The organism is Actibacterium mucosum KCTC 23349 (assembly GCF_000647975.1).
In the GTDB taxonomy this organism is placed as follows: domain Bacteria; phylum Pseudomonadota; class Alphaproteobacteria; order Rhodobacterales; family Rhodobacteraceae; genus Actibacterium; species Actibacterium mucosum.
The window spans coordinates 335,366-354,605 of sequence record NZ_JFKE01000002.1 but is presented as its reverse complement, the minus strand read 5'-3'; the positions used below and the strand labels follow the sequence as shown (position 1 = coordinate 354,605).

The following is a 19,240-nucleotide window of genomic DNA, read 5'->3' as shown; positions in this document are numbered from 1 at the left end:
AAAACCGTCCGGTCGCCGATTGGCGTCGGGCGGTTTGGTGTATCTGGAGGATGCGCATGACCACCGGCACCGGGATCCTGCCCGCCCAATCCATCGAAGACATGATCGCTTTTGGCCAGCTGACCGGGCAACCCGCCATTACGTCGGAACAGGTGCAACCGGCCTCGCTGGACCTGCGGCTGGGCACCACCGCCTATCGCGTGCGCGCCAGTTTCCTGGCCGGCGAAGGCCGCAGCGTCGCCGACCGCCTGACCGAGTTCGAGATGCACCGCATCGACCTGTCGGGCGGCGCGGTTCTGGAAAAAGGCTGTGTCTACGTGGTGCCGTTGATGGAGGCGCTGGCCCTGCCCGCCGACCTGACTGCGGTGGCCAACGCCAAAAGCTCCACGGGGCGGCTGGACCTGTTGACCCGCACCATCACCGATGGCGGGGTCGAGTTTGACCGCATTCCCGCCGGATATTCAGGCCCGCTTTATGCCGAGATCTGCCCCCGCTCGTTCAGCGTTCTGGTGCGCCCCGGCATGCGGCTGAACCAGATCCGGTTTCGCCGCGGCCAATCGGTTCTGGACGACGCCACTTTGGCCGATCTGCACGCCACCGATACGCTGGTGGCTGGCGGCCCGGCGGTGATCAGCGACGGGTTGGGCTTTTCGGTCGACCTGCGGCCCGAGGGGACCGACCTTGTTGGGTTCCGCGCCAAGCCTCATACCGGGGTGATCGATCTGGACCTGATCGGCCATTACGACCCCGCCGATTATTGGGAACCCATCCACAGCAGCGATGGTCATATCATCCTGGACCCCGGCGCGTTTTATATTCTGGTCAGCCGCGAAGCGGTGCATATCCCACCCGATTACGCCGCCGAAATGGCGCCCTATCTGGCGATGGTGGGCGAGTTCCGGGTGCATTACGCCGGCTTCTTCGACCCCGGCTTCGGCCATGCCGCTGCCGGTGGCGCCGGTGCGCGCGGCGTGCTGGAGGTGCGCTGTCACGAAGCGCCATTTGTTCTGGAGCACGGGCAAGGGGTTGGGCGGCTGGTCTATGAGCGCATGGCCGAACGCCCCGCTACGCTTTACGGCGCCGATATCGCGTCAAACTATCAAGGCCAGGGCCTGAAGCTGAGCAAACATTTTCGAAGCTAAGAGCGGAAACGCAGCGCCAAACTGATGGTTGAATCGCCGAAAGGCAGCGGATGCGCGGCGGTATATCCACCGGAATCGGCTGCAATAACCTTGCGTAGAAACGTGCCGGACCACCAGGATCAGGACCGGCCAGTCAAACCGGGCGGGGCCCCGACGAGAGGCCCAAGCCCGAGTTCGGGGCCAGTTAGGCGTTGCCTGCGGCCTCTTCCCGCGCTGCGCGGCGTGCACGACGGGCCCGGCGGGCTTCGCGCAGTTTCTGCAGCTCTTCGGGCGACAGTTTCTCTTTTTCATTCGCGTTGTCTTCCACCATTTTGGCCGGTTCCTGCGCCGGTTCAACAATGGTGGCCGGGGTCGGTTCCGGTGCTGGCGCGGGGGCGCGTTGCATCGTCTTCGACACCTGGTTGATACCTGCATCAACGCCACGTGACACGGCGCGTCCGATCAGGCGGTTGATTACCATATTTATCAATCGGTTCATGTTCATCTTGCTGCTCCTCAGCTGTCTTCGAACATATCGCTTTGGTCTTCGTCTTCATCGCCCGTCTCTGTTTCGGACAATTGGCCGGGGCGGGGGCGGTTCTCCAACAGCCCCGCAGCGCGCAACTCTTTGAGTCCCGGCAGATCGCGCGCATTCTCTAGCCCGAAATGGTCAAGAAAACCTTGCGTTACCACGAATGTCACCGGGCGGCCCGGTGTCATGCGGCGGCGTCCAAGGCGGATCCAATCCATCTCGAGCAATTGGTCAATGGTACCACGGCTTACCGAGACACCACGTATCTCTTCGATCTCGGCCCGCGTTACGGGCTGGTGATAGGCAATGATTGCCAAAGTTTCGATCGCTGCGCGTGAAAGTTTACGCGTTTCGACCGTTTCCTTCTTCATCAGAAAGCCCAGATCGGGCGCGGTGCGGATGGCCCAGGCATCGCCAACCTTGACCACGCGCACCCCGCGCCCGTCATAGCGTTTCTGCAGCAGGGTCAGGGCGGCCTCGGCATCGGCCCCGTGCGGCATACGCGCGTTCAGATCGGCAACGCGCACCGGTTCGGCGCTGGCAAACAGCACCGCCTCGACCATGCGTTCCTGCTCGGCCAGGGGGGGCGCCTCGAACAGGCTTTCTTCTTGTTCTTCAGCCATTTATTCGTCTTTCTTGCGAATTTGGATCGGGGCAAAGGTGTCGGATTGCCGGATCTCGACCGTGCCCGCCTTGGCCAGTTCCAGAGAGGCCGCAAAATGCGCCGCAGTGGCCGAACGCCGGCGCACAGGGTCGTCGCCCCAGCCGTCGGGCATATAGCTGGCAAGATCGGTCCATTCCCCTGCAAAGCCGATCAGGTTGCGCATGCGGTCCAGCGCCTCTTCCATCGTAAAGACCTTGTCGCGATCCATGACAAAGGGGCGAAACTCGTCCCGCGTGCGAATACGGGCATAGCCCTGCATCAGGTCCAGCAAGGTCGCCGTGTATTGCACGCTGCGCACGCGCGTCACGTCCTCGGGCACGCCACGGACGAAAAAGTCGCGGCCCAGTTGGTCACGGGCCATCAGGCGCGCGGCGGCATCGCGCATGGCCTGCAGACGCTCCAGCTGAAACGCCAGATGCGCGGCCAGCTCTTCACCGGTGGGGCCCTCGTCGCCCGGTTCGGGCGGCAATAACAGCCGGGATTTCAGAAAGGCGAGCCAAGCCGCCATCACCAGATAATCGGCCGCCAGTTCCAGCCGCAGCGCCTTGGCCTGCTCTACGAAAGCCAGGTATTGCTGCGCCAGTTGCAGGATCGAGATTTGCCGCAAATCCACTTTCTGCGTGCGTGACATGGTCAGCAGCAGATCCAGGGGGCCTTCATAGCCCTCGACATCGACGATCAGGGCCTCGGCGGCACGGCGCGCCTCGACATCCTGTTCGACCCAATCCTGGTTTGCTGCCTCGCCGCTCATGCCACCAACCGTGCCCATTCGGCCTGCAAAGCGGCAGGGTCTTCGGCCGCGCCGCCACGGCCACGCAATGCCGCATCAGCGCGAAGGACCGCAAGGTCCGACAAGCGTCCCGCCGCGGACGCCACCGCCTGCATCTCGGCCATATCGCCATTGCAATGCAGGATCAGATCACAACCCGCTGCCAACGCCGCACGCGACCGTTCGGCAATCGGACCGCTCAACGCCTGCATCGAGATATCGTCCGACATCAAAAGGCCGGCAAAGCCGATCTGATCGCGGATCACCCGGATCACGGCACGGGACGTCGTGGCCGGAGCCCCGGCATCAATCGCCGGGAAAACGACGTGCGCGGTCATCGCCATTGGCAGGTCCGCCAACCCGGAAAACGCAGCGAAATCATGCGCCTGCAGCGTGTCGTTATCCAGGTTTGCCACCGGCAGTTCCAAATGGCTGTCCACCGTCGCCGCCCCATGTCCGGGGATGTGCTTTAGCACCGGCAACACGCCGCCATCCAACAAACCATCGGCCACCGCGCGGCCCATGGCCACCACCTGCGCGGCCTCGGTGCCATAGCATCGATTGCGCAGGATCGGATGCGTGTCATCGCGGGCCACATCGGCACAGGGCGCACAATTCACATCGATGCCAAGCGCGCGCAGTTCCGCCGCAATCACGCGGTAGCGCAGGCGCATCAGCTGTGCGGCGTTTGGCCCTGCGGCCATTATCTGGTCCAGCGGTGGCACCCATTCGGTCCACGGCCCGCCGCGCAGACGCTGCACGCGCCCGCCTTCCTGATCGATCAGGATCGGGGCGTCCCGGCCCACCGCGTCGCGCAGATCCGCCGTCAACTTTCGGATTTGATCCGGTGTTTCGAGGTTGCGCGCGAACAGGATGAACCCCCAAGGGTCCGCCTCGCGAAAGAACGCGGCCTCATCCGCCCCCAGAACCGGGCCGGCGCATCCGGATATGAACGCGCCCTGCCCGGTCATCTGGCAACAACCGGCACGCAGAGCGCTTTTTCCGCGGTTAAGGCCGCACAGAACCGGCGGGCGGCGGAAATGTCGCTGAAGCCGACCGCACGCAGGCGATAGAATGTCCGCCCCCCGCGCACGGCGGTTTGCACAAGGCGTTTCTTGTCAGCCAGAAGGCTGTCGAACCGCTGCGACAGGCGGTCCCACTCGGCCCGGGCCACCTCGGGGCTGTCAAAGGCGCCCAGCTGCACAAGGTTCGAGCCTGCGGCGACCGAGGCCACCTCGACCGAGCTGTTGATCGCCGGTACCGAAAGAGCGCTGGCCGCAGCAGCGGCGGCGGCACGGGCCACCAGGTCGACCTTGGGGCGTGGTTGGGGGCGCAGCGATTTGCGCAGGCCCGGTACGCTGGCGGGAATCGCGGTGGTGGTGGGGGCCGGTGCGGATGCCACAACGGGCGTAGCCAGCGGCACTGCGGGTGTCGCCGCCGGCTGATCGGTATCAATGGGCGCAGGCGCAACAATCGGGTCGGCGGCGGCAACCTGCTGATCTGCTGTTTGTTCTTCGGTCACGGGCGCGGCAGTGGCGGTTTCCAGCCCGGCCTCGTCATCCGGTTGCAAATCGACGGGGCGCGGTGCCAGCAACAGCCGGTTGGCCGGATCGGCAGCGGTTCCGACGGCGGCGACGTTGTTCACGGCCAGCCCCTGATGCACCATGCGTGAGCCGCCAGGGTCCTCGGGCGCGATCCGCGCCGGGCCGTCCTGTGCCCGGACAATCGGCACACCGGATACGTCGCGCATCGTCAGCTCGTACCCCCAGTATCCCAGCCCGATCAGCAGCGCGACCGACGTCGCCGCGCCTGCCCATGCCATCCACGCCTGATTGACCGGACCTGCGTCCGCAAATTCTTCGGAAATCTCGTCGTAGCCCGCCATACTGCCTCACTGCCGCTGGGGCGCAAGGGCCGATGCCCGCCGCCCACAATCGCTTGCCTGCCTCGTCACCCGGCTGGCGGCGGCTGTTGGATCAGCGCATCTCGTCCAGCGGAGTCACCCCAAGAATACCAAGACCGGCAGAAATAACAACGGCCACGGACCGCGCGAGGGCAATTTTCGCTTGGCTGGTGGCGGCATCCGTGTCTTGCAGAAAGCGCAGCGCGGGGTTGTCGTTGCCCTGATAGTAAAGGCTGTGCAGGTCCGAGGCGAGCTCATACAGGTAAAACGCGATCCGGTGCGGCTCGTTCGTGCGGGCGGCGATCTCGACCAGGCGCGGCCATTCGCCCAGTTTTTGCAGCACCGCAAGTTCGGCCTTGTGGTCCAGCTTGGCGTGATCGGCAGCCGCCAGCGTAGCGTCATCCACCACGATGCCTGCCTCGGCCGCCTTGCGCAGCACCGAGGCCACGCGGGCATGGGCGTATTGCACATAGTAAACCGGGTTGTCCTTGGATTGCTCCAACACCTTGTCGAAGTCAAAATCCAGCGGCGCATCGTTTTTGCGGGTCAGCATGTGGAACCGGGTCACACCGGGGCCTACCTGATCCACGACATCGCGCAGGGTCACAAAGGTGCCGGCGCGTTTCGACATCTTGAACGGTGCGCCGTCTTTGAACAGTTTCACCAGCTGCGTCAGTTTGATATCCAGCGACACCTTGTCATCACTCAGCGCCGCAACCGCCGCTTTCATCCGTTTGACATAGCCGCCATGATCCGCCCCGAACACGTTAATAAGGTGGTCGAAGCCCCTGGAAATCTTATCAAAATGATAGGCGATATCCGGGGCGAAATAGGTCCAGTTGCCATCGGATTTCTTCACCGGACGGTCCACATCGTCACCATGATCGGTGGACCGGAACAGCGTTTGTTCGCGCGGCTCCCAATCCTCGGGCAGCTTGCCCTTGGGCGGTTCCAGCACGCCTTCGTAGATCAGCCCCTTGGCGTCGAGGCTGGCCAGCGCGGCCTCGATTTGACCGGTGCCATAAAGCGATTTCTCGCTGAAGAAATGGTCCATCGTCACGCCCAGAACGGCCAGATCCTCGCGGATCAGGTCCATCATGGCGGCGGTGGCAAATTCGCGGATATCGGCCAGCCAGAACTGTTCACCCTTGTCCAGATAGGCGTCGCCGACCTTGTCTTTCAGCGCCTCGCCGACCGCGATCAGGTAGTCGCCGGGATAGGTGCCGTCCTCGAACGCGACCTCCTGGCCATGCGCCTCGAGGTAGCGTAGATAGACGGACCGCGCCAGAACGTCGACCTGTGCGCCGCCATCGTTGATGTAATATTCGCGCGTGACGTCATAGCCAGCGTAATCCAGCAAGCTGGCCAACGCGTCGCCAAAGACGGCGCCGCGAGTGTGGCCGACATGCAGCGGGCCGGTGGGGTTGGCCGAGACATATTCGACATTCACCTTCTGCCCCGCCCCCATGACCGAGCGGCCATAGGCGGACCCTTGCGACAGCACGGTGCCCACCAGCGCCTGCCAGACGCCGGGCGCCAGCCGCAGGTTCAGAAAGCCCGGTCCGGCGACTTCGGCGGTTTCAACGCGCGGATCGGCGGCAAGCTTGACCGCCAGCGCATCGGCAATATCGCGCGGTTTCATCTTTGCGGGCTTGGCCAGAACCATGGCCGCGTTGGTTGCCATGTCGCCGTGCGCCGCATCGCGCGGCGGCTCTACCGCGACGTTGCGCGTATCCAGCCCGTCGGGCAAAACGCCCTCGGCAGCCAGCGCAGTCAGGGCGTCGATGACGAGAACGCGAATATCAGCAAACAGGTTCATAGCGGGCAATCCTTGCAAACTTGCCCGGCGGTTTACCACGCGTGCACGCGGGGTCAACGTGCCCTTGGTCTAGCGGCCAACTTTCTGTTCGGGCACCATACGGCCCCAGCTGTAGATATCGGCGCTGCGATAGCGCGGATCGTAAAGGGGATCACGTTCGATGATGCGTTCGACCTCTTCGACGGTTTCGGCATCGACAATCCACATCCCGCCGCAGAACGCGCCCTTGCCGCGCTTGGTCAGCGCTCCCGATCCGCTGATCTGCGGATGGGTGCGGACAAAGGACAAATGCGCGTCGATCCGGTCTTTCTCCTTGCGGGCGGCGACCATCTCGGACGTGTCGGAAAATATGACGACCCATTGCATTGGCTGAACCTCCGAAACTTGTAGGACAATCTTGCCCTAACCATCTGAAATGACAAGAGCCTGCGTTCAAGAAACAGCGTTTTCCGGTGGCACCATTGCAACAAGACGCGTGTCGGGGCCAGCCTCCAGCGTTTTGCCCTCGGCATGCAAACGCAGATCACCATTTGGTTGCAAGCGCGCCAGCAAAATGGCGCGTGGATTCATAGCCGCCCAATCCTCGGCGGTGAATTCCTCGGACAGGCGCGTGACCTTCATGGCCCAGCCTTCGGAAATCAGCAGGTTCAGCTCGAAATAGCTTTGCCCCTGCCCCAAGGCGCGCCCGCCCAGCGTGGCGGGCATGGCGTGGCGTGCGCTTTCCTGTTTGACCCGTTGCAGCTGAAACACGTTGTCGCGGCCAAACTCGGGCGCCAGGTCGGTGGCGACAAGCGTGTTGTAAGCGTCATTATCCGTGGCGGCGATGACCTTGCCATAGGACATGATCTCGACCCCGTGTTCGGCGGCCTCGGACAGGATATCGCCGTAAAAGACCGGCACCCCGGCCTCGCGCGCGCTCCGCAGGCGGGCGTGATTGCCATCCAGCACCAGCACCGGCACTTCGGCGCTTTGCAAAGCCTCGCCGAACGCGGCGGCCCATTTCGAGCCGCCCACCAGCAGCACGCCGGGGATCTCGCGGCTGGCCACGCCAAGCGCGCGCGCCATGGGTGTGAGCGTGAAGCCGTGCAGCACCACCGTGCCCGCCACCAGGGCAAACGCCAACGGTCCGATCCGGGCGGCGTCTTCCACGCCAAGACTGACCAGACGTTCCCCAAACAGCCCCGCCACCGCCACCAAAACCACGCCACGCGGGCCGGTGAAGGCGACCAGCAAGCGCTCGGCCCAGGGCAGGTCGGTGCCCAATAGCGAGATCAGCACCGTCAGCGGCCGCACCGCGACGATCACCACGACCACAAAGGCCAGCGCCCGCCAGTCCAGCAGTGCCAGCGTTTCGGGCTGCATCGCGGCGGCCAGCAGGATGAACACGCCCGACACCAGCAGGATCGTCGCGTGTTCCTTGAACCGGCGCAGTTCGACATAGCTGGGCAGATCGGCATTGGCGATCCACAGCCCCATCAGCGTCACGGCCAGCAACCCGCTTTCATGCAGCACCGCGTCCGAAGCGGCAAAACAGGCCAACAGCACCACGAACAGCACCGGAACCTTCATGTATTCCGGCACCAGCGCCCGGCGAAACGCCTGTGCCGTGCCCCAGCCGCAGGCGACCCCGACCAGTGCCGCAAAGACCAGCCCGATCACGAAGGCGCCGCCATTGGCCGCCAGCCCCTGCCCGGTTTGCAGCACCACAACCACCTGAAACGCCAGCACCGCCGCCAACGCGCCGACGGGGTCGTTCACGATGGCCTCCCATTGCAGCAACGCCGCCGGGCGGCGCTGCATGCGGGCCTGCCGCAGCAGCGGCGCAATCACGGTGGGGCCCGTGACGATCATGATGCCGCCAAAAACCGCCGCGCTGCCCCAATCCAGCCCCGCCACGTATCGCAGCGCCAGGGTCGATAACAGCCAGCCCAGCGGCGCGCCGACGATCACCAGCCGCCGCACACCTTTGGCCGCGCCGCCAAGGGCGTGGAAGTTCAGCGTGATACCGCCCTCGAACAGGATGATCGCCACCGCGACCGAGATCATCGGCCCCATCAAGCTGCCAATGTCGCGCGTCGGGTCCAGTATGCCCAGAACCGGCCCCACCATCAGGCCCGCGGCCAGCATCAGCACAATCGCCGGCAGCCGCAGCCGCCATGCCAACCATTGCGCCCCCACGCCCAATGCACCGATCAGCGCAAAGGCCGTCACGGGCGACATCGCCCCGTCTGCTGCTATGGCCATTGTCCCTCCTGCCCGCTTTGGGCCAGCTTCCCCGATTAGGGCCGGTCAGGCAAGGACGGGTCTGCCTGACCCTGGGCTGCCGTGCCCGGATCGCCCCAGTTCAGCCACGCCACGTCTTCGGCTGGCAACGACGCGTTCAACCGGTCCGTATAGGCGGCGATGTCAGCGTCCGATAACCGGCCCTGCCATTTATTCGATGTGCCCGAGGCATAGAACTGGGCGTGGTCCTTGAAGGGCGAGGCATCAGAGAACCGGCCCGCGCTGGCCTCGGCCGTGCGGCGGGCGCTGGCGAAGGTGTTGGCCTGAACAATCTCGCGCAGGGTATCCGGGGCCACGCCGGTGCCCAGCAGGTCGTTCAGCCGGGCCACCTGCCCGGCCAGGTCGCGGGTCAGGTCGGCGTAGTGCAGGAAATGTACATTGCCATTGGACTGTCGCGCCTTGGCCTGCTGATAATGGTGCACAATCGCTGCGAGCGAGAAGTCATCGGTGCCGGTATCGGTAACCGGCGCGCTCAGAAAGCGCTGAAAGGCGGCGGCCAGGTCATCGGGCACCACATCGGCAAAGATGCTGCCATCCTTCATGTTGTGCACATGGCTGCGGAACGAGAAAAACGCATCCACCGGGTGGCGATAAACCGCAAGATAGGTGGGTTCGGCCCCATAGGCGATGCCATCCATCGGCGTGTGGCTTTTGATGCAGCGGCGGCGGTCCAGCCCGTCCAGCATCGCGGCCATCGCCGGCCGGTCACGCAGCGCCATGTCCAGCCAGGGCGCGTTGTCGCGGGTGCCGGCCTCGGCCTCGGCCCGGCCAAGGATCAGCATCATGGCGATATGCAGCGTCCATGTGGTGCCGCATTTGGGCGGGGTGACGACATAGACATCGTCGGCGCGGACGCGAAAGCTGGCCCAGATATCCGTATTGGTGACCGGCCCCAGATACTGGCGCAGCTGTTCTGTCTGTACGTTCATGAGGCCTCCGACCGTCTGCGATCAGGTTTGCCGAATGCCGCTGGCGGTGCAAGGCTTTCGGGCCGACAAACTTATTGACATTATACATGTCATTTTGACAACAATAGTGTCATGATTCGAGATCCTCTTTATCAGCTTATCTGGATGTCCCGGCCCCTGATGCAGGCGGCCGAAGCCGCGGTGGAGCGAGGGCTGCAGGGCAGCGGCCTGACGGTGCGCATGCGGGCGGTTCTGGAGATCCTGCACCGGAATGGCGACGCTTCGGTGCCGGAACTGGCCGCGCGGTTGGAGATCAAACGCCAATACGTGCAGGTCATGGTCAATGAGACGTTGCAGGCCGGGCTGACCGAGCGGCGCGTGAACCCGCGCCACAAGTCCTCGGCCCTTGTATCGTTGACGGATACGGGCCGCGCCCTGATCGCCGACGTGCTTGACCGCGAGGCGGTGCTGGTCGCGCAGATCGGTGCCGGGATTGATCCGGCCGAGGCAGAGCGCGCCCTGAACGTGGTTCAGGCGCTGACCGAGAAACTGAAAGCGAGTGTAAAAGAATGACGGTTCTGTATGTCCTGGTGTTGGTTTTTGTGGGGTTTGTGGCTTGGCTGGTATTGGGCATCCGGCAAATCGGCACCGTCAGCCAGGGGGCGCCGGTGGGCGAGCGGCCGGGCAAGGCGTTGCTGTTGATCGACCTGCAGACGGTGTTTTGGGACACCGGCCCCTATACGGATGACCAAAAGACCGCCGCCCGGTCCGCAATCCTGCGGGCGGTTGAGACCGCGAGGGCGCAGGGCCAGCCGGTGATCGCCTTGCGGCAAGAATGGTCGCGCCCGGCCACGCGCATGGTGGCGCGGCTCTTCATGAAGGGTCAGGCGCTGGCCGGATCGCCGGGCATCGGGATCGCCGCGCCTTTTCACGGGTTGGCCGACCACGTGATTGTCAAACGCGTGCAGGACGGGTTTGAAACTGGCGCGCTGGACGCGCTGTTGGACCGGTTGCAGGTTGGGCAGCTGCAAATCGCCGGGCTGGACCTGAATTACTGCGTGCTGAAAACCGCATTGGCCGCCCGCAATCGCGGTTTCGTTGTGCGGATCGACACGGCCGCAACCCTGGCCGCGGCGCCCGCGGACAAGGCGCAAGATCAATTGCGCGCGGCCGGCGTGGCCCTGACCTAGGTCGCGCCGATCAGGCGAGAATGTTCCTGCATCGCGAAACGGTCGGTCATCCCGGCGATATAGTCGCAGACCAGCCGGGCCAGCGTGACCTCATCCGCCGCCGCGGCCACGTCCTTGCGCCACTGCTTGGGCAAAAGATCGGGCTGCGCCATGAAAAGCGGGAACAGCTCGTTCACCTGCTGCGTGACCACCTTGCGCATCTCAACCACGGCAGGCGCGCGGTACATGCGGGTGAACAGGAAGTCGCGGATGACCTTCAGGTCTTGCCACAGCGCATCGGTGAACTGGATCATCGGGCGGCCGGCGTCGCGGATATCCTGCGCCGATTGCGGGTCGATCTCGGCCAGGTTGGCCTTGGCCACGGCGATCACATCCTCGACCAGCACGCCAAAGAACCGCCGCAGCGCCTCGTGCCGGCGGCGGTAATAGTTGAGGCCCGGATATTTGCCGTCAACCTCGGCAAAACACGCATCCAGGATCGGCAATTCGGCCAGCTCGTCGGTGGAAAACAGCTCGGCCCGCAAGCCGTCATGCAGGTCGTGGTGGTTATAGGCGATGTCGTCGGCCAGCGCGGCCACCTGCGCCTCGGCGCTGGCATGGGTGTGCAGTTCCAGATCGTGGTAAGCGTTGTATTCGGCCAGCGCCCAGGGGATATCGCCGGTGACCGGGCCGTTATGCTTGGCGATGCCTTCCAGCGCCTCCCATGTCAGGTTCAGCCCGTCGAACTCGGCATAATGCCGCTCCAGCGAGGTGACGATGCGGATCGCCTGCGCGTTGTGGTCGAACCCGCCATAAGGCGCCATCAGGTCCCCCAGCGCATCTTCGCCCGTATGGCCAAACGGCGTGTGGCCCAGATCATGGGCCAGCGCCACGGCCTCGGTCAGTTCGGCATCCAGCCCCAGCACCCCGCCAATGGTGCGCGCCACCTGCGCCACCTCGATCGAATGGGTCAGCCGGGTGCGGAAGTAATCGCCCTCGTGCTCGATAAACACCTGCGTCTTGTGCTTGAGCCGCCGAAAGGACGAGGCGTGGATGATCCGGTCACGATCCCGCTGAAAGGGGCTGCGAAAGGTGGAAAGCCCTTCGCCATAGAGCCGCCCGCGTGATGATGCGGGGTTGCACGCATAGATCGCTGCCATTTTACCTGCCTTCGCTTGTGGCCTGTCCCAAGGCTTCATATATTGTGCATGTCACAAAGATGATACGGGGTTTTCACGCCATGGATCTGAACCTGCCTCCAAAAGTCACCCCCCGCGCGTTTGAGCGGTTGGCCGAGATCGGCGCGTCCGATCAGGGCAAGGTGCTGCGTGTCGCGGTAGAAGGCGGCGGATGCTCCGGCTTTCAGTACGATATCGGGCTGGACGATGCGCGCGACGATGACCTTGTGCTCAGCGGCGAAGGCGAAACCGTGGTGGTGGACCCGGTGTCGCTGCCGTTTCTGGCCAACGCGGTGATCGATTTCAGCGAAGAACTGATCGGCGCGCGGTTCGTGATCGAAAACCCCAATGCCACAGCCAGCTGCGGCTGCGGCACAAGTTTTTCGATCTGAGGGTCAGGCAAACACCCCGATTTCAAAAACCGAAAAGCTTGGATCCTCTTGCCCGGCGATAAAGACAAGATCGTAATCGGCGCCATGGACAAGCCATAGCCCCGCGTCGGTCAGGTGAATGCTGTAGCCTTCCGAGACATAGAGGCCATCGCCACGTCCGCTAAAGGACAGGATGGTATCCAGATCCTGCTGGCCATTGTTGTTGGCAAAGAAGAACTGATCATTGCCGGGAATGCCAGCGGGTGCGTTGGCATCGTCGACATAGACGTCAATCGCCCCTTCCCCGCCAATGAAGAGGTCGCTGCCCAGACCCCCGATCAGGATGTCGAACCCCCGCGCCGCCGATCAGCGTGTCATGGCCGATCGTGTTGCCGCCGATCAGAATATCGTTGCCATCACCGCCGTGAAGGAATTTGTGCGACAGGCCGCCGCCGCCCAACAGGAGGTCGTTGCCCGCCATCCCAAAGAGTTCATTCACCCCGCCGCTGCCGCCTGCAAGCGTATTGGCAAATTCGTCGCCGATGATCGTGTCGTTTCCCGACCCGTCAATGGCGTTTTCGATGATGGTGCCCACCGCCAATGTCATATTGCCAACATCACCGCCGATGTTCGAAGTCGAGGGCGCGGTGTCGGTGGCCTTGGTCACGGTCAGGTCGATCAGCTGGTTTGCCAAAAACCCGGAAAAGTCGAGCGTATCAATGCCGCCGCTATCGACGATGCTAAAGGCCAGCGATCCAACAAAACCGGGGATCATCGACATCAGCCCGTCTTGGATATTGGTGTTGAACCCATAAACCGTATCGCCGGTGTACACATTGCCCAGGTCAACGCCCTGATCGGCATAAAGCATCTGCAACGCCAGCAGGTCGGCCGGCGCCAGCGTGGCCGATCCGTTTTGTTTAAATCCCTCGGTCAACGGGGTGGAGCCTTTGTTGAACCCCGACAGGACCGACAGAAGGTTGCTGTCGTTGTAAAACAGGTTATCCGCGCCAATATCCTGCCAATACCCATCACTGCGATACGAGACCATGTTTTTGGCCATGTCCCACAGCGACGCCATATTCTCGGGAGGTTCATTTTCCTGCATAATCAACCTCGGAAATTTTTGATTGCCGTTAGGATTACGGAATTAGAAATCAACCCAAGAGTGTGAGAATTGGATGGCGTAGCCTGTGATCAAAATATCGGTAATTGCAGGGGGTGGATTTAAGGGCGCTTGAGGCGCATTCGCCGAATTGGGCCCGCAACCGCCCGACAACATCCGGGCGGCTGGGCGCATCGCGTATTATTCGGATCAGGCGAAGGTGAAGGTGTCGATGCCAATGCCACCAATGGCCGTTGCCTTGCCTGCGCCTTGCGATGGGCGCCAACAGGGTGCACAAGGGCCGCGATGCAAGACGTGAAAACCCTGATCCTTGGCGCCGGGGCGGCCGGTATGATGTGCGCGATACATGCGGGCGCGGGCACATTGGTGATCGACCACGCGAAAGCGCCGGGCGAGAAGATACGCATCTCGGGCGGGGGGCGGTGCAACTTTACCAATACCGATTGCGGGCCGGGCAATTTCCTGTCGGCCAACCGCCATTTCGCCAAATCCGCATTGGCCCGGTACACGCAGTGGGATTTCATCGAACTGGTCAGCCGCCACAACATTGCCTGGCACGAAAAGACGCTGGGGCAGCTGTTTTGCGACAATTCGGCCAAGGACATCATTGCGATGCTGTTGGCGGAAATGGACGCGGCGGGGGCCAGGTTGCGTCTGGGCGTGTCGGCGGGCGAGATCACCCATGACGGGGCAGTGTTTCGCGTGACGCTGAGCGATGGGTCCACCGTTCGGGCGCGCAATCTGGTGGTGGCCACCGGCGGTAAGTCGATCCCCAAAATGGGGGCGACCGGGTTTGGCTATGACGTGGCACGGCAGTTCGGGCATGACGTGCTGGACACCCGCCCTGCCCTTGTGCCGCTGACATTTGGCGACCGGTTCAGCCCGCTTTCGGGTGTTTCGCTTCCGGTGCAGGCGGCGGCTAACGGCACCGCGTTCAACGAGGCGATGCTGTTCACCCATCGCGGGTTGTCTGGCCCGGCGATCCTGCAGATTTCCAGCTTTTGGCGCGAGGGCGAGGCAATCACTGTTGACCTCATGCCCGGCCGCGACGCTTTCGGTGCCCTGCGCGCCTTGCGCCAAAACGCGGGCGGCAAGGCCATGGCAACGATGCTGGCCGACCTGATCCCCACGCGTCTGGCGCAGGCCCTGGCCACGGACTGGGCCCTGCCCGCCCGCCTCGCCGATTGCTCGGACAAGACCCTGCGCGACATCGGCGCGCGGCTGAACGGCTGGACGCTGACCCCCACCGGGTCCGAAGGCTACCGCACCGCCGAGGTCACACTGGGCGGGGTCGATACCGCGCAGATCAGCTCACGCAGCATGGAAAGCACCCTGCAACCGGGCCTCTTTTTCATTGGCGAGGTTCTGGACGTGACCGGGTGGTTGGGCGGCTATAACTTCCAATGGGCGTGGTCCTCGGGCCACGCCGCCGGCACCGAAATTGCGAGGCGCGCATGAAGGTTCTGATCCTGGGCTCGGGCCCCAACGCCGTTGCGGCCCGCGACTGGCCCACCCTGCCCTATGACGCGCTGGTGGCCATCAACAACGCCTGGCGGGTGCGTGACGACTGGACCCACGCGATCTATCCCGAAGACTTCCCCGCCGACCGCCACCCGCCCGCCGACACCCGCCCCCATATCAGGGCCGACCGCTTCGTGCCCGCCCAAAACGCCTTTGGCGGGTTTGTCTATGCCGGCGGCACCATGGCCTTCACCGCGGCCTATTGGGCGCTGCACGACCTGAAGCCCACACAGATGGACTTTCTGGGTTGCGACATGGTCTATGCGCCCACGGGCAACACCCATTTCTACGGCACCGGCACCGCCGACCCGCTGCGCGATGACCCAACCCTGCAATCGCTCGAGGCGAAATCCGCCCGCCTGTTGGCCACGGCGCTGGACCATGGCTGCGACTGCCGGAACCTGTCGACCGGTCCCAGCCGCCTGATCTTTGCCCCTGCAACGGCGCCAGCCCTGCGCCCCGATCCCGCCGCCATCCAAAGGGCGCGATCGCGAGAGGCCGAGCTGGACTATTTCGTGGCCTCCGGCCGCTATTGGGAAACGCCTGATGCCTATGACCCCGCCGAACTGCGCGCGCTGGATGCGCTGTGGCTCGCCACGGTCGAGCGGTGAAATTGCACACGCAGGGCATGGACATTTGCCCCGCCTACAGGGATATTTTCGTCAGATTGCAGCCAGGAGCGCCCCGATGAAAATCGCCACGTTTAATATCAACGGCATCAAGGCGCGCGCGCAGGCTTTGCCCGACTGGCTGGACGAGGCCGCCCCCGACGTGGTGCTGCTGCAAGAGATCAAATCCATCGACGAAAACTTCCCGCGCGAGATCTTCGAAGAGCGCGGCTATAACGTCGAAACCCATGGCCAGAAAAGCTTCAACGGCGTGGCGATCCTGTCGAAACTGCCGCTGGAGGATGTCGCGCGCGGGTTGCCCGGAGATGATACCGACGAACAGGCCCGCTGGATCGAGGCCACGGTGGTGGGCAAGCAGGCGGTGCGCATCTGCGGGCTGTACCTGCCCAATGGCAACCCGGCGCCGGGGCCAAAATACGACTATAAACTGGCCTGGATGAAACGCCTGAAAGCACGCGCCGCCGAACTGATGGCAGGCGAAGAGGTCGCCCTGATGGCCGGCGATTACAACATCATCCCCCAGGACGAAGACGCTGCCCGGCCCGAGGCCTGGCAGGACGACGCGCTGGGCCTGCCGGCAAGCCGTGCGGCGTGGCGCGAGATCGTCAACCTGGGCTTTACCGAGGCCTTCCGCGCCCGCACCCACGCGCCCGAGCAATATTCGTTCTGGGACTATCAGGCCGGCGCGTGGAACCGCAATGACGGCATCCGCATCGACCATTTCCTGCTGACCCCGCAATGCGCCGACCTGCTGCGGGATTGCCAGATCGACAAAGAGTTGCGCGGGCGGGAAAAACCCTCGGACCATGTGCCCGTCTGGGTGGAGCTTGACCTTTAACAGGTGGAAAATGTTATGGAAGACCTCTTTCGCATGATGAACGATCCCGGTTTTTTGCGTATCATGCAATCGCTCAGCGTCGTTTGCCTGTTTCTGGGGGCCGGCTGTGTACTAGTGGCTCTGGCGTTCTACAGCCGCGCCCGGGATCAGCAATCCGGCGAGACTGACCCGTGGATCATGCTGTTCGCCACGCTGCGCGACATGATGTTGGTCACGTTGATTTACGTAGCTGCGGGTATGGTCTGGCGCTTTGGGGAATTCGCGGCGTTCAACAACGGCGTTGTTCAATCCCCGTTGCAGTATGCGCCTTTGGTATCACCCGTCGCGTTTCTGGCCTTAGATGTCATCACCTTTACGATTGCCATCCTACGCGTTATCGCCATTGGGCGCTGGATTAACGCGCGCATGCGTAACGCCGCGCAGGAATCCTCATGACCGACGACCTGATTCACAATCCCAAAGGCGGCATGCCGCGCCTGCTGGAAATCATGCGCCGCCTGCGCGATCCCGAAACCGGCTGCCCGTGGGATATCGAACAGACCTTTGCCACCATCGCGCCCTATACGATCGAGGAAGCCTATGAGGTGGCCGACGCCATCGAACGCGAGGCCTGGGACGAGCTGAAGGGTGAGCTGGGCGATCTGCTGTTCCAATCGGTCTTTCACGCACAGATGGCCGACGATGCGGGGATGTTCACCTTCGATCAGGTCGCCGACACCATGTCGGACAAGATGGTCGCCCGCCACCCGCATGTCTTTGGCGATGAAAGCCGCGACAAGTCCGCCACCCAGCAAACCGTCGACTGGGAGGTGCAAAAAGCGCGTGAGCGTGCCGCCAAGGGCGAGGTGCGGGTGCTGGACGGCGTGGCCAAGGGCCTGCCAGCGCTGACCCGCGCGGTGAAGCTGCAAAAGCGCGCCGCACGCGTCGGATTCGATTGGCCCGAGATCGGCCAGGTTCTGGACAAGCTGGTCGAGGAAGCGCACGAGATCAAAGACGCGCAAGACAGCGGCGACCACGATCACGTGACCGAAGAGTTTGGCGATTTCCTCTTTGTCGCGGCCAACCTGGCGCGCCACCTGAAGATCGACCCCGAAGAGGCCCTGCGCGCCGCCAACCAGAAATTCATCCGCCGTTTCAATCAGGTAGAGGATGCTATTACCGCATCGGGCCGCAATATGAGCGACGCTGACCTGGCCGAGATGGACGCGATCTGGGACGCGGTGAAGGCGCGGGAAAAGGCGGCGGACTAATTCCGAGTAAAACATTTAGGTATTGACCCTACCAAAAGACTCGGGTTTATAGCCCTCATCACGCCAATCAGGAGTTTGACGATGGCTTTCCTCCGCACCTCTTTTTGCGCCGCTGTTCTGAGCGCCTCGGCCCTGTCGGCCGCCGCCGAAGACGTAAACATCTATTCGTATCGCCAGCCCGAACTGATCCAGCCGCTGCTGGATGCCTTCACCACCGAAACCGGGATCAACACCAATGTCGTGTTTCTGAGCAAAGGTCTGGTCGAACGGCTTGAAGCCGAAGGCAAACGCTCGCCCGCCGATGTGATCCTGACCGTTGATATCTCGCGCCTTGCCGGTGCGGTGGACGCCGACGTACTGGCACCGGTGGAAAGCGACGTGATCGCCGCCAACGTGCCCGCGCAATATCGCGACCCCGACAACCGCTGGTTCGGCGTGACCACGCGGGCGCGGATCGTCTATGCCTCCAAAGACCGCGTCGATCCGGCCGAGATCACCAGCTATGAAGACCTGGCCGACCCGAAATGGGCGGGCCGCATCTGCACCCGCTCGGGCACGCATGTCTACACACTGGGTCTGGTGGCCGCGATGATCGAACATCACGGCGAGGCGGAAACCAAGACATGGCTGGAAGGCGTCAAAGCCAACCTGGCCCGCAAACCGCAGGGCAATGACCGCGCGCAGGTCAAGGCGATCTGGGCCGGCGAATGCGACATCTCGCTGGGCAATAACTACTATTTCGGCAAGATGCTGTCGGACGAGGAACAGACAGCCTGGGCCAACGCCGTCAACGTGACCTTCCCCGAATTCGAAGGGCAAGGCACCCATGTGAACATCTCGGGCGTGGGGCTGACCAAATCGGCGCCGAACCGCGACAACGCGATCAAGCTGCTGGAATTCCTGACCTCGCCCGCGGCCCAGGAAATTTATGCCGAGGCAAATTTCGAATACCCCGTCGCCCCCGGCTCGACCCCCAGCGATCTGGTGCAAAGCTGGGGCAGCTTTGACGCCGACGACGTGAACCTGATGACCCTGGCCGGGCACCGCGCCACCGCGCTGCGGCTGGTCGAAGAGGTCAATTTCGACGGCTGATTGCCGCCCACGGAACGAAAGGGCGCTGGACATCCTCCGGCGCCCTTGCCAGTCTCCGCCCGGTAAC

General features: G+C 63.4%; 21 protein-coding genes. 10 read left to right on the top strand and 11 right to left on the bottom strand.

Translation table 11 applies throughout. The features are described from left to right. Positions 1–56 precede the first annotated feature (56 nt). Entirely contained in the window at positions 57–1,142 is a 1,086-nt protein-coding gene (locus ACMU_RS05095; protein ID WP_035257531.1) for a 2'-deoxycytidine 5'-triphosphate deaminase, read from the top strand. A 184-nt stretch (positions 1,143–1,326) separates the two neighbouring features. On the opposite strand, the gene ACMU_RS05090 is transcribed toward ACMU_RS05095, so the two are convergent. The 9 genes from ACMU_RS05090 to ACMU_RS05050 form a co-directional block, all read right to left on the bottom strand. After that, positions 1,327–1,626, bottom strand: a complete 300-nt coding sequence (locus ACMU_RS05090) for a hypothetical protein (protein ID WP_035256849.1) — start codon at positions 1,624–1,626, stop codon at positions 1,327–1,329. 11 nt (positions 1,627–1,637) lie between these two features. Then, complete coding sequence (gene scpB, locus ACMU_RS05085) at positions 1,638–2,276, bottom strand: SMC-Scp complex subunit ScpB (protein ID WP_035256847.1); 639 nt, start codon at positions 2,274–2,276, stop codon at positions 1,638–1,640. Next, positions 2,277–3,068, bottom strand: coding sequence for a segregation and condensation protein A (locus ACMU_RS05080; protein ID WP_035257528.1), 792 nt, complete (start codon positions 3,066–3,068; stop codon positions 2,277–2,279). Continuing rightward, a complete protein-coding gene (gene nagZ / locus ACMU_RS05075; RefSeq protein WP_035256845.1) occupies positions 3,065–4,057 on the bottom strand; it encodes a beta-N-acetylhexosaminidase in 993 nt (330 codons plus the stop codon). Before nagZ ends, ACMU_RS05080 begins: the two co-directional genes overlap by 4 nt. Beyond that, positions 4,054–4,971: an SPOR domain-containing protein gene (locus ACMU_RS05070; RefSeq protein WP_035256843.1), complete on the bottom strand. Its 918-nt coding sequence runs from the start codon at positions 4,969–4,971 to the stop codon at positions 4,054–4,056. Before ACMU_RS05070 ends, nagZ begins: the two co-directional genes overlap by 4 nt. Positions 4,972–5,062: 91 nt before the next feature. Next, complete coding sequence (gene argS, locus ACMU_RS05065; RefSeq protein ID WP_035256841.1) at positions 5,063–6,808, bottom strand: arginine--tRNA ligase; 1,746 nt, start codon at positions 6,806–6,808, stop codon at positions 5,063–5,065. Between the two features lie 69 nt (positions 6,809–6,877). Next, positions 6,878–7,174: a YciI family protein gene (locus tag ACMU_RS05060; RefSeq protein ID WP_035256838.1), complete on the bottom strand. Its 297-nt coding sequence runs from the start codon at positions 7,172–7,174 to the stop codon at positions 6,878–6,880. A 66-nt stretch (positions 7,175–7,240) separates the two neighbouring features. Then, the gene (locus ACMU_RS05055) at positions 7,241–9,052 is read right to left on the bottom strand and encodes a cation:proton antiporter (protein ID WP_035256836.1); all 1,812 of its coding nucleotides are present in this window, start codon (positions 9,050–9,052) and stop codon (positions 7,241–7,243) included. 35 nt (positions 9,053–9,087) lie between these two features. Then, positions 9,088–10,020: a sulfotransferase domain-containing protein gene (locus ACMU_RS05050; RefSeq protein ID WP_035256834.1), complete on the bottom strand. Its 933-nt coding sequence runs from the start codon at positions 10,018–10,020 to the stop codon at positions 9,088–9,090. A 111-nt stretch (positions 10,021–10,131) separates the two neighbouring features. Here ACMU_RS05050 and ACMU_RS05045 point away from each other — a divergent pair, with 111 nt between their 5' ends. Together ACMU_RS05045 and ACMU_RS05040 are read left to right on the top strand one after the other, a co-directional pair. Beyond that, positions 10,132–10,572 carry a MarR family winged helix-turn-helix transcriptional regulator gene (locus ACMU_RS05045; RefSeq protein ID WP_035256832.1) on the top strand — a complete coding sequence of 147 codons (441 nt, stop codon included), beginning with the start codon at positions 10,132–10,134 and terminating at the stop codon, positions 10,570–10,572. Then, positions 10,569–11,189, top strand: a complete 621-nt coding sequence (locus tag ACMU_RS05040) for an isochorismatase family cysteine hydrolase (protein WP_035256830.1) — start codon at positions 10,569–10,571, stop codon at positions 11,187–11,189. Before ACMU_RS05045 ends, ACMU_RS05040 begins: the two co-directional genes overlap by 4 nt. Here ACMU_RS05040 and ACMU_RS05035 read toward each other — a convergent pair. After that, positions 11,186–12,328, bottom strand: a complete 1,143-nt coding sequence (locus tag ACMU_RS05035) for a deoxyguanosinetriphosphate triphosphohydrolase (protein ID WP_035256828.1) — start codon at positions 12,326–12,328, stop codon at positions 11,186–11,188. The genes ACMU_RS05040 and ACMU_RS05035 overlap by 4 nt on opposite strands. 86 nt (positions 12,329–12,414) lie before the next feature. On the opposite strand from ACMU_RS05035, the gene ACMU_RS05030 reads away from it, so the two are divergent. Then, positions 12,415–12,738: a HesB/IscA family protein gene (locus ACMU_RS05030; protein ID WP_035257525.1), complete on the top strand. Its 324-nt coding sequence runs from the start codon at positions 12,415–12,417 to the stop codon at positions 12,736–12,738. A 268-nt stretch (positions 12,739–13,006) separates the two neighbouring features. Here the strand turns inward: ACMU_RS05030 and ACMU_RS05025 are convergent, their stop codons facing one another. Then, a complete protein-coding gene (locus ACMU_RS05025) occupies positions 13,007–13,825 on the bottom strand; it encodes a M10 family metallopeptidase C-terminal domain-containing protein (RefSeq protein WP_051587991.1) in 819 nt (272 codons plus the stop codon). A 303-nt stretch (positions 13,826–14,128) separates the two neighbouring features. Here ACMU_RS05025 and ACMU_RS05020 point away from each other — a divergent pair, with 303 nt between their 5' ends. The 6 genes from ACMU_RS05020 to ACMU_RS04995 all read left to right on the top strand — a co-directional run bounded on the left by ACMU_RS05020 (position 14,129) and on the right by ACMU_RS04995 (position 19,173). After that, positions 14,129–15,301, top strand: a complete 1,173-nt coding sequence (locus tag ACMU_RS05020; protein ID WP_035256826.1) for a BaiN/RdsA family NAD(P)/FAD-dependent oxidoreductase — start codon at positions 14,129–14,131, stop codon at positions 15,299–15,301. Further along, positions 15,298–15,975 (top strand): hypothetical protein, encoded by a 678-nt coding sequence (locus ACMU_RS05015; protein ID WP_035256824.1) that lies wholly within the window; start codon positions 15,298–15,300, stop codon positions 15,973–15,975. Before ACMU_RS05020 ends, ACMU_RS05015 begins: the two co-directional genes overlap by 4 nt. A 76-nt stretch (positions 15,976–16,051) precedes the next feature. Beyond that, positions 16,052–16,831 (top strand): exodeoxyribonuclease III, encoded by a 780-nt coding sequence (xth, locus tag ACMU_RS05010; RefSeq protein ID WP_035256822.1) that lies wholly within the window; start codon positions 16,052–16,054, stop codon positions 16,829–16,831. Between the two features lie 15 nt (positions 16,832–16,846). Next, positions 16,847–17,266 carry a hypothetical protein gene (locus tag ACMU_RS05005; protein ID WP_035256820.1) on the top strand — a complete coding sequence of 140 codons (420 nt, stop codon included), beginning with the start codon at positions 16,847–16,849 and terminating at the stop codon, positions 17,264–17,266. Then, on the top strand, positions 17,263–18,081 hold the full coding sequence (mazG, locus tag ACMU_RS05000) for a nucleoside triphosphate pyrophosphohydrolase (RefSeq protein ID WP_035256818.1): 819 nt from the start codon (positions 17,263–17,265) through the stop codon (positions 18,079–18,081). Before ACMU_RS05005 ends, mazG begins: the two co-directional genes overlap by 4 nt. A gap of 81 nt (positions 18,082–18,162) precedes the next feature. Then, on the top strand, positions 18,163–19,173 hold the full coding sequence (locus ACMU_RS04995; RefSeq protein WP_035256816.1) for a Fe(3+) ABC transporter substrate-binding protein: 1,011 nt from the start codon (positions 18,163–18,165) through the stop codon (positions 19,171–19,173). Positions 19,174–19,240: the final 67 nt, after the last annotated feature.

What these genes read in the sequence shown, in the direction of transcription:
- ACMU_RS05095 (WP_035257531.1), top strand. Translation starts at nt 57, where the DNA reads ATGACCACCGGCACCGGGATCCTGCCCGCCCAATCCATCGAAGACATG.
- argS (WP_035256841.1), bottom strand. Translation starts at nt 6,808, where the DNA reads ATGAACCTGTTTGCTGATATTCGCGTTCTCGTCATCGACGCCCTGACT.
- ACMU_RS05040 (WP_035256830.1), top strand. Translation starts at nt 10,569, where the DNA reads ATGACGGTTCTGTATGTCCTGGTGTTGGTTTTTGTGGGGTTTGTGGCT.
- ACMU_RS04995 (WP_035256816.1), top strand. Translation starts at nt 18,163, where the DNA reads ATGGCTTTCCTCCGCACCTCTTTTTGCGCCGCTGTTCTGAGCGCCTCG.
- ACMU_RS05080 (WP_035257528.1), bottom strand. Translation starts at nt 3,068, where the DNA reads ATGAGCGGCGAGGCAGCAAACCAGGATTGGGTCGAACAGGATGTCGAG.
- ACMU_RS05015 (WP_035256824.1), top strand. Translation starts at nt 15,298, where the DNA reads ATGAAGGTTCTGATCCTGGGCTCGGGCCCCAACGCCGTTGCGGCCCGC.
- mazG (WP_035256818.1), top strand. Translation starts at nt 17,263, where the DNA reads ATGACCGACGACCTGATTCACAATCCCAAAGGCGGCATGCCGCGCCTG.
- ACMU_RS05035 (WP_035256828.1), bottom strand. Translation starts at nt 12,328, where the DNA reads ATGGCAGCGATCTATGCGTGCAACCCCGCATCATCACGCGGGCGGCTC.
- scpB (WP_035256847.1), bottom strand. Translation starts at nt 2,276, where the DNA reads ATGGCTGAAGAACAAGAAGAAAGCCTGTTCGAGGCGCCCCCCCTGGCC.
- ACMU_RS05045 (WP_035256832.1), top strand. Translation starts at nt 10,132, where the DNA reads ATGATTCGAGATCCTCTTTATCAGCTTATCTGGATGTCCCGGCCCCTG.
- ACMU_RS05050 (WP_035256834.1), bottom strand. Translation starts at nt 10,020, where the DNA reads ATGAACGTACAGACAGAACAGCTGCGCCAGTATCTGGGGCCGGTCACC.
- ACMU_RS05090 (WP_035256849.1), bottom strand. Translation starts at nt 1,626, where the DNA reads ATGAACATGAACCGATTGATAAATATGGTAATCAACCGCCTGATCGGA.
- ACMU_RS05060 (WP_035256838.1), bottom strand. Translation starts at nt 7,174, where the DNA reads ATGCAATGGGTCGTCATATTTTCCGACACGTCCGAGATGGTCGCCGCC.
- ACMU_RS05055 (WP_035256836.1), bottom strand. Translation starts at nt 9,052, where the DNA reads ATGGCCATAGCAGCAGACGGGGCGATGTCGCCCGTGACGGCCTTTGCG.
- nagZ (WP_035256845.1), bottom strand. Translation starts at nt 4,057, where the DNA reads ATGACCGGGCAGGGCGCGTTCATATCCGGATGCGCCGGCCCGGTTCTG.
- xth (WP_035256822.1), top strand. Translation starts at nt 16,052, where the DNA reads ATGAAAATCGCCACGTTTAATATCAACGGCATCAAGGCGCGCGCGCAG.
- ACMU_RS05020 (WP_035256826.1), top strand. Translation starts at nt 14,129, where the DNA reads ATGCAAGACGTGAAAACCCTGATCCTTGGCGCCGGGGCGGCCGGTATG.
- ACMU_RS05070 (WP_035256843.1), bottom strand. Translation starts at nt 4,971, where the DNA reads ATGGCGGGCTACGACGAGATTTCCGAAGAATTTGCGGACGCAGGTCCG.
- ACMU_RS05005 (WP_035256820.1), top strand. Translation starts at nt 16,847, where the DNA reads ATGGAAGACCTCTTTCGCATGATGAACGATCCCGGTTTTTTGCGTATC.
- ACMU_RS05025 (WP_051587991.1), bottom strand. Translation starts at nt 13,825, where the DNA reads ATGCAGGAAAATGAACCTCCCGAGAATATGGCGTCGCTGTGGGACATG.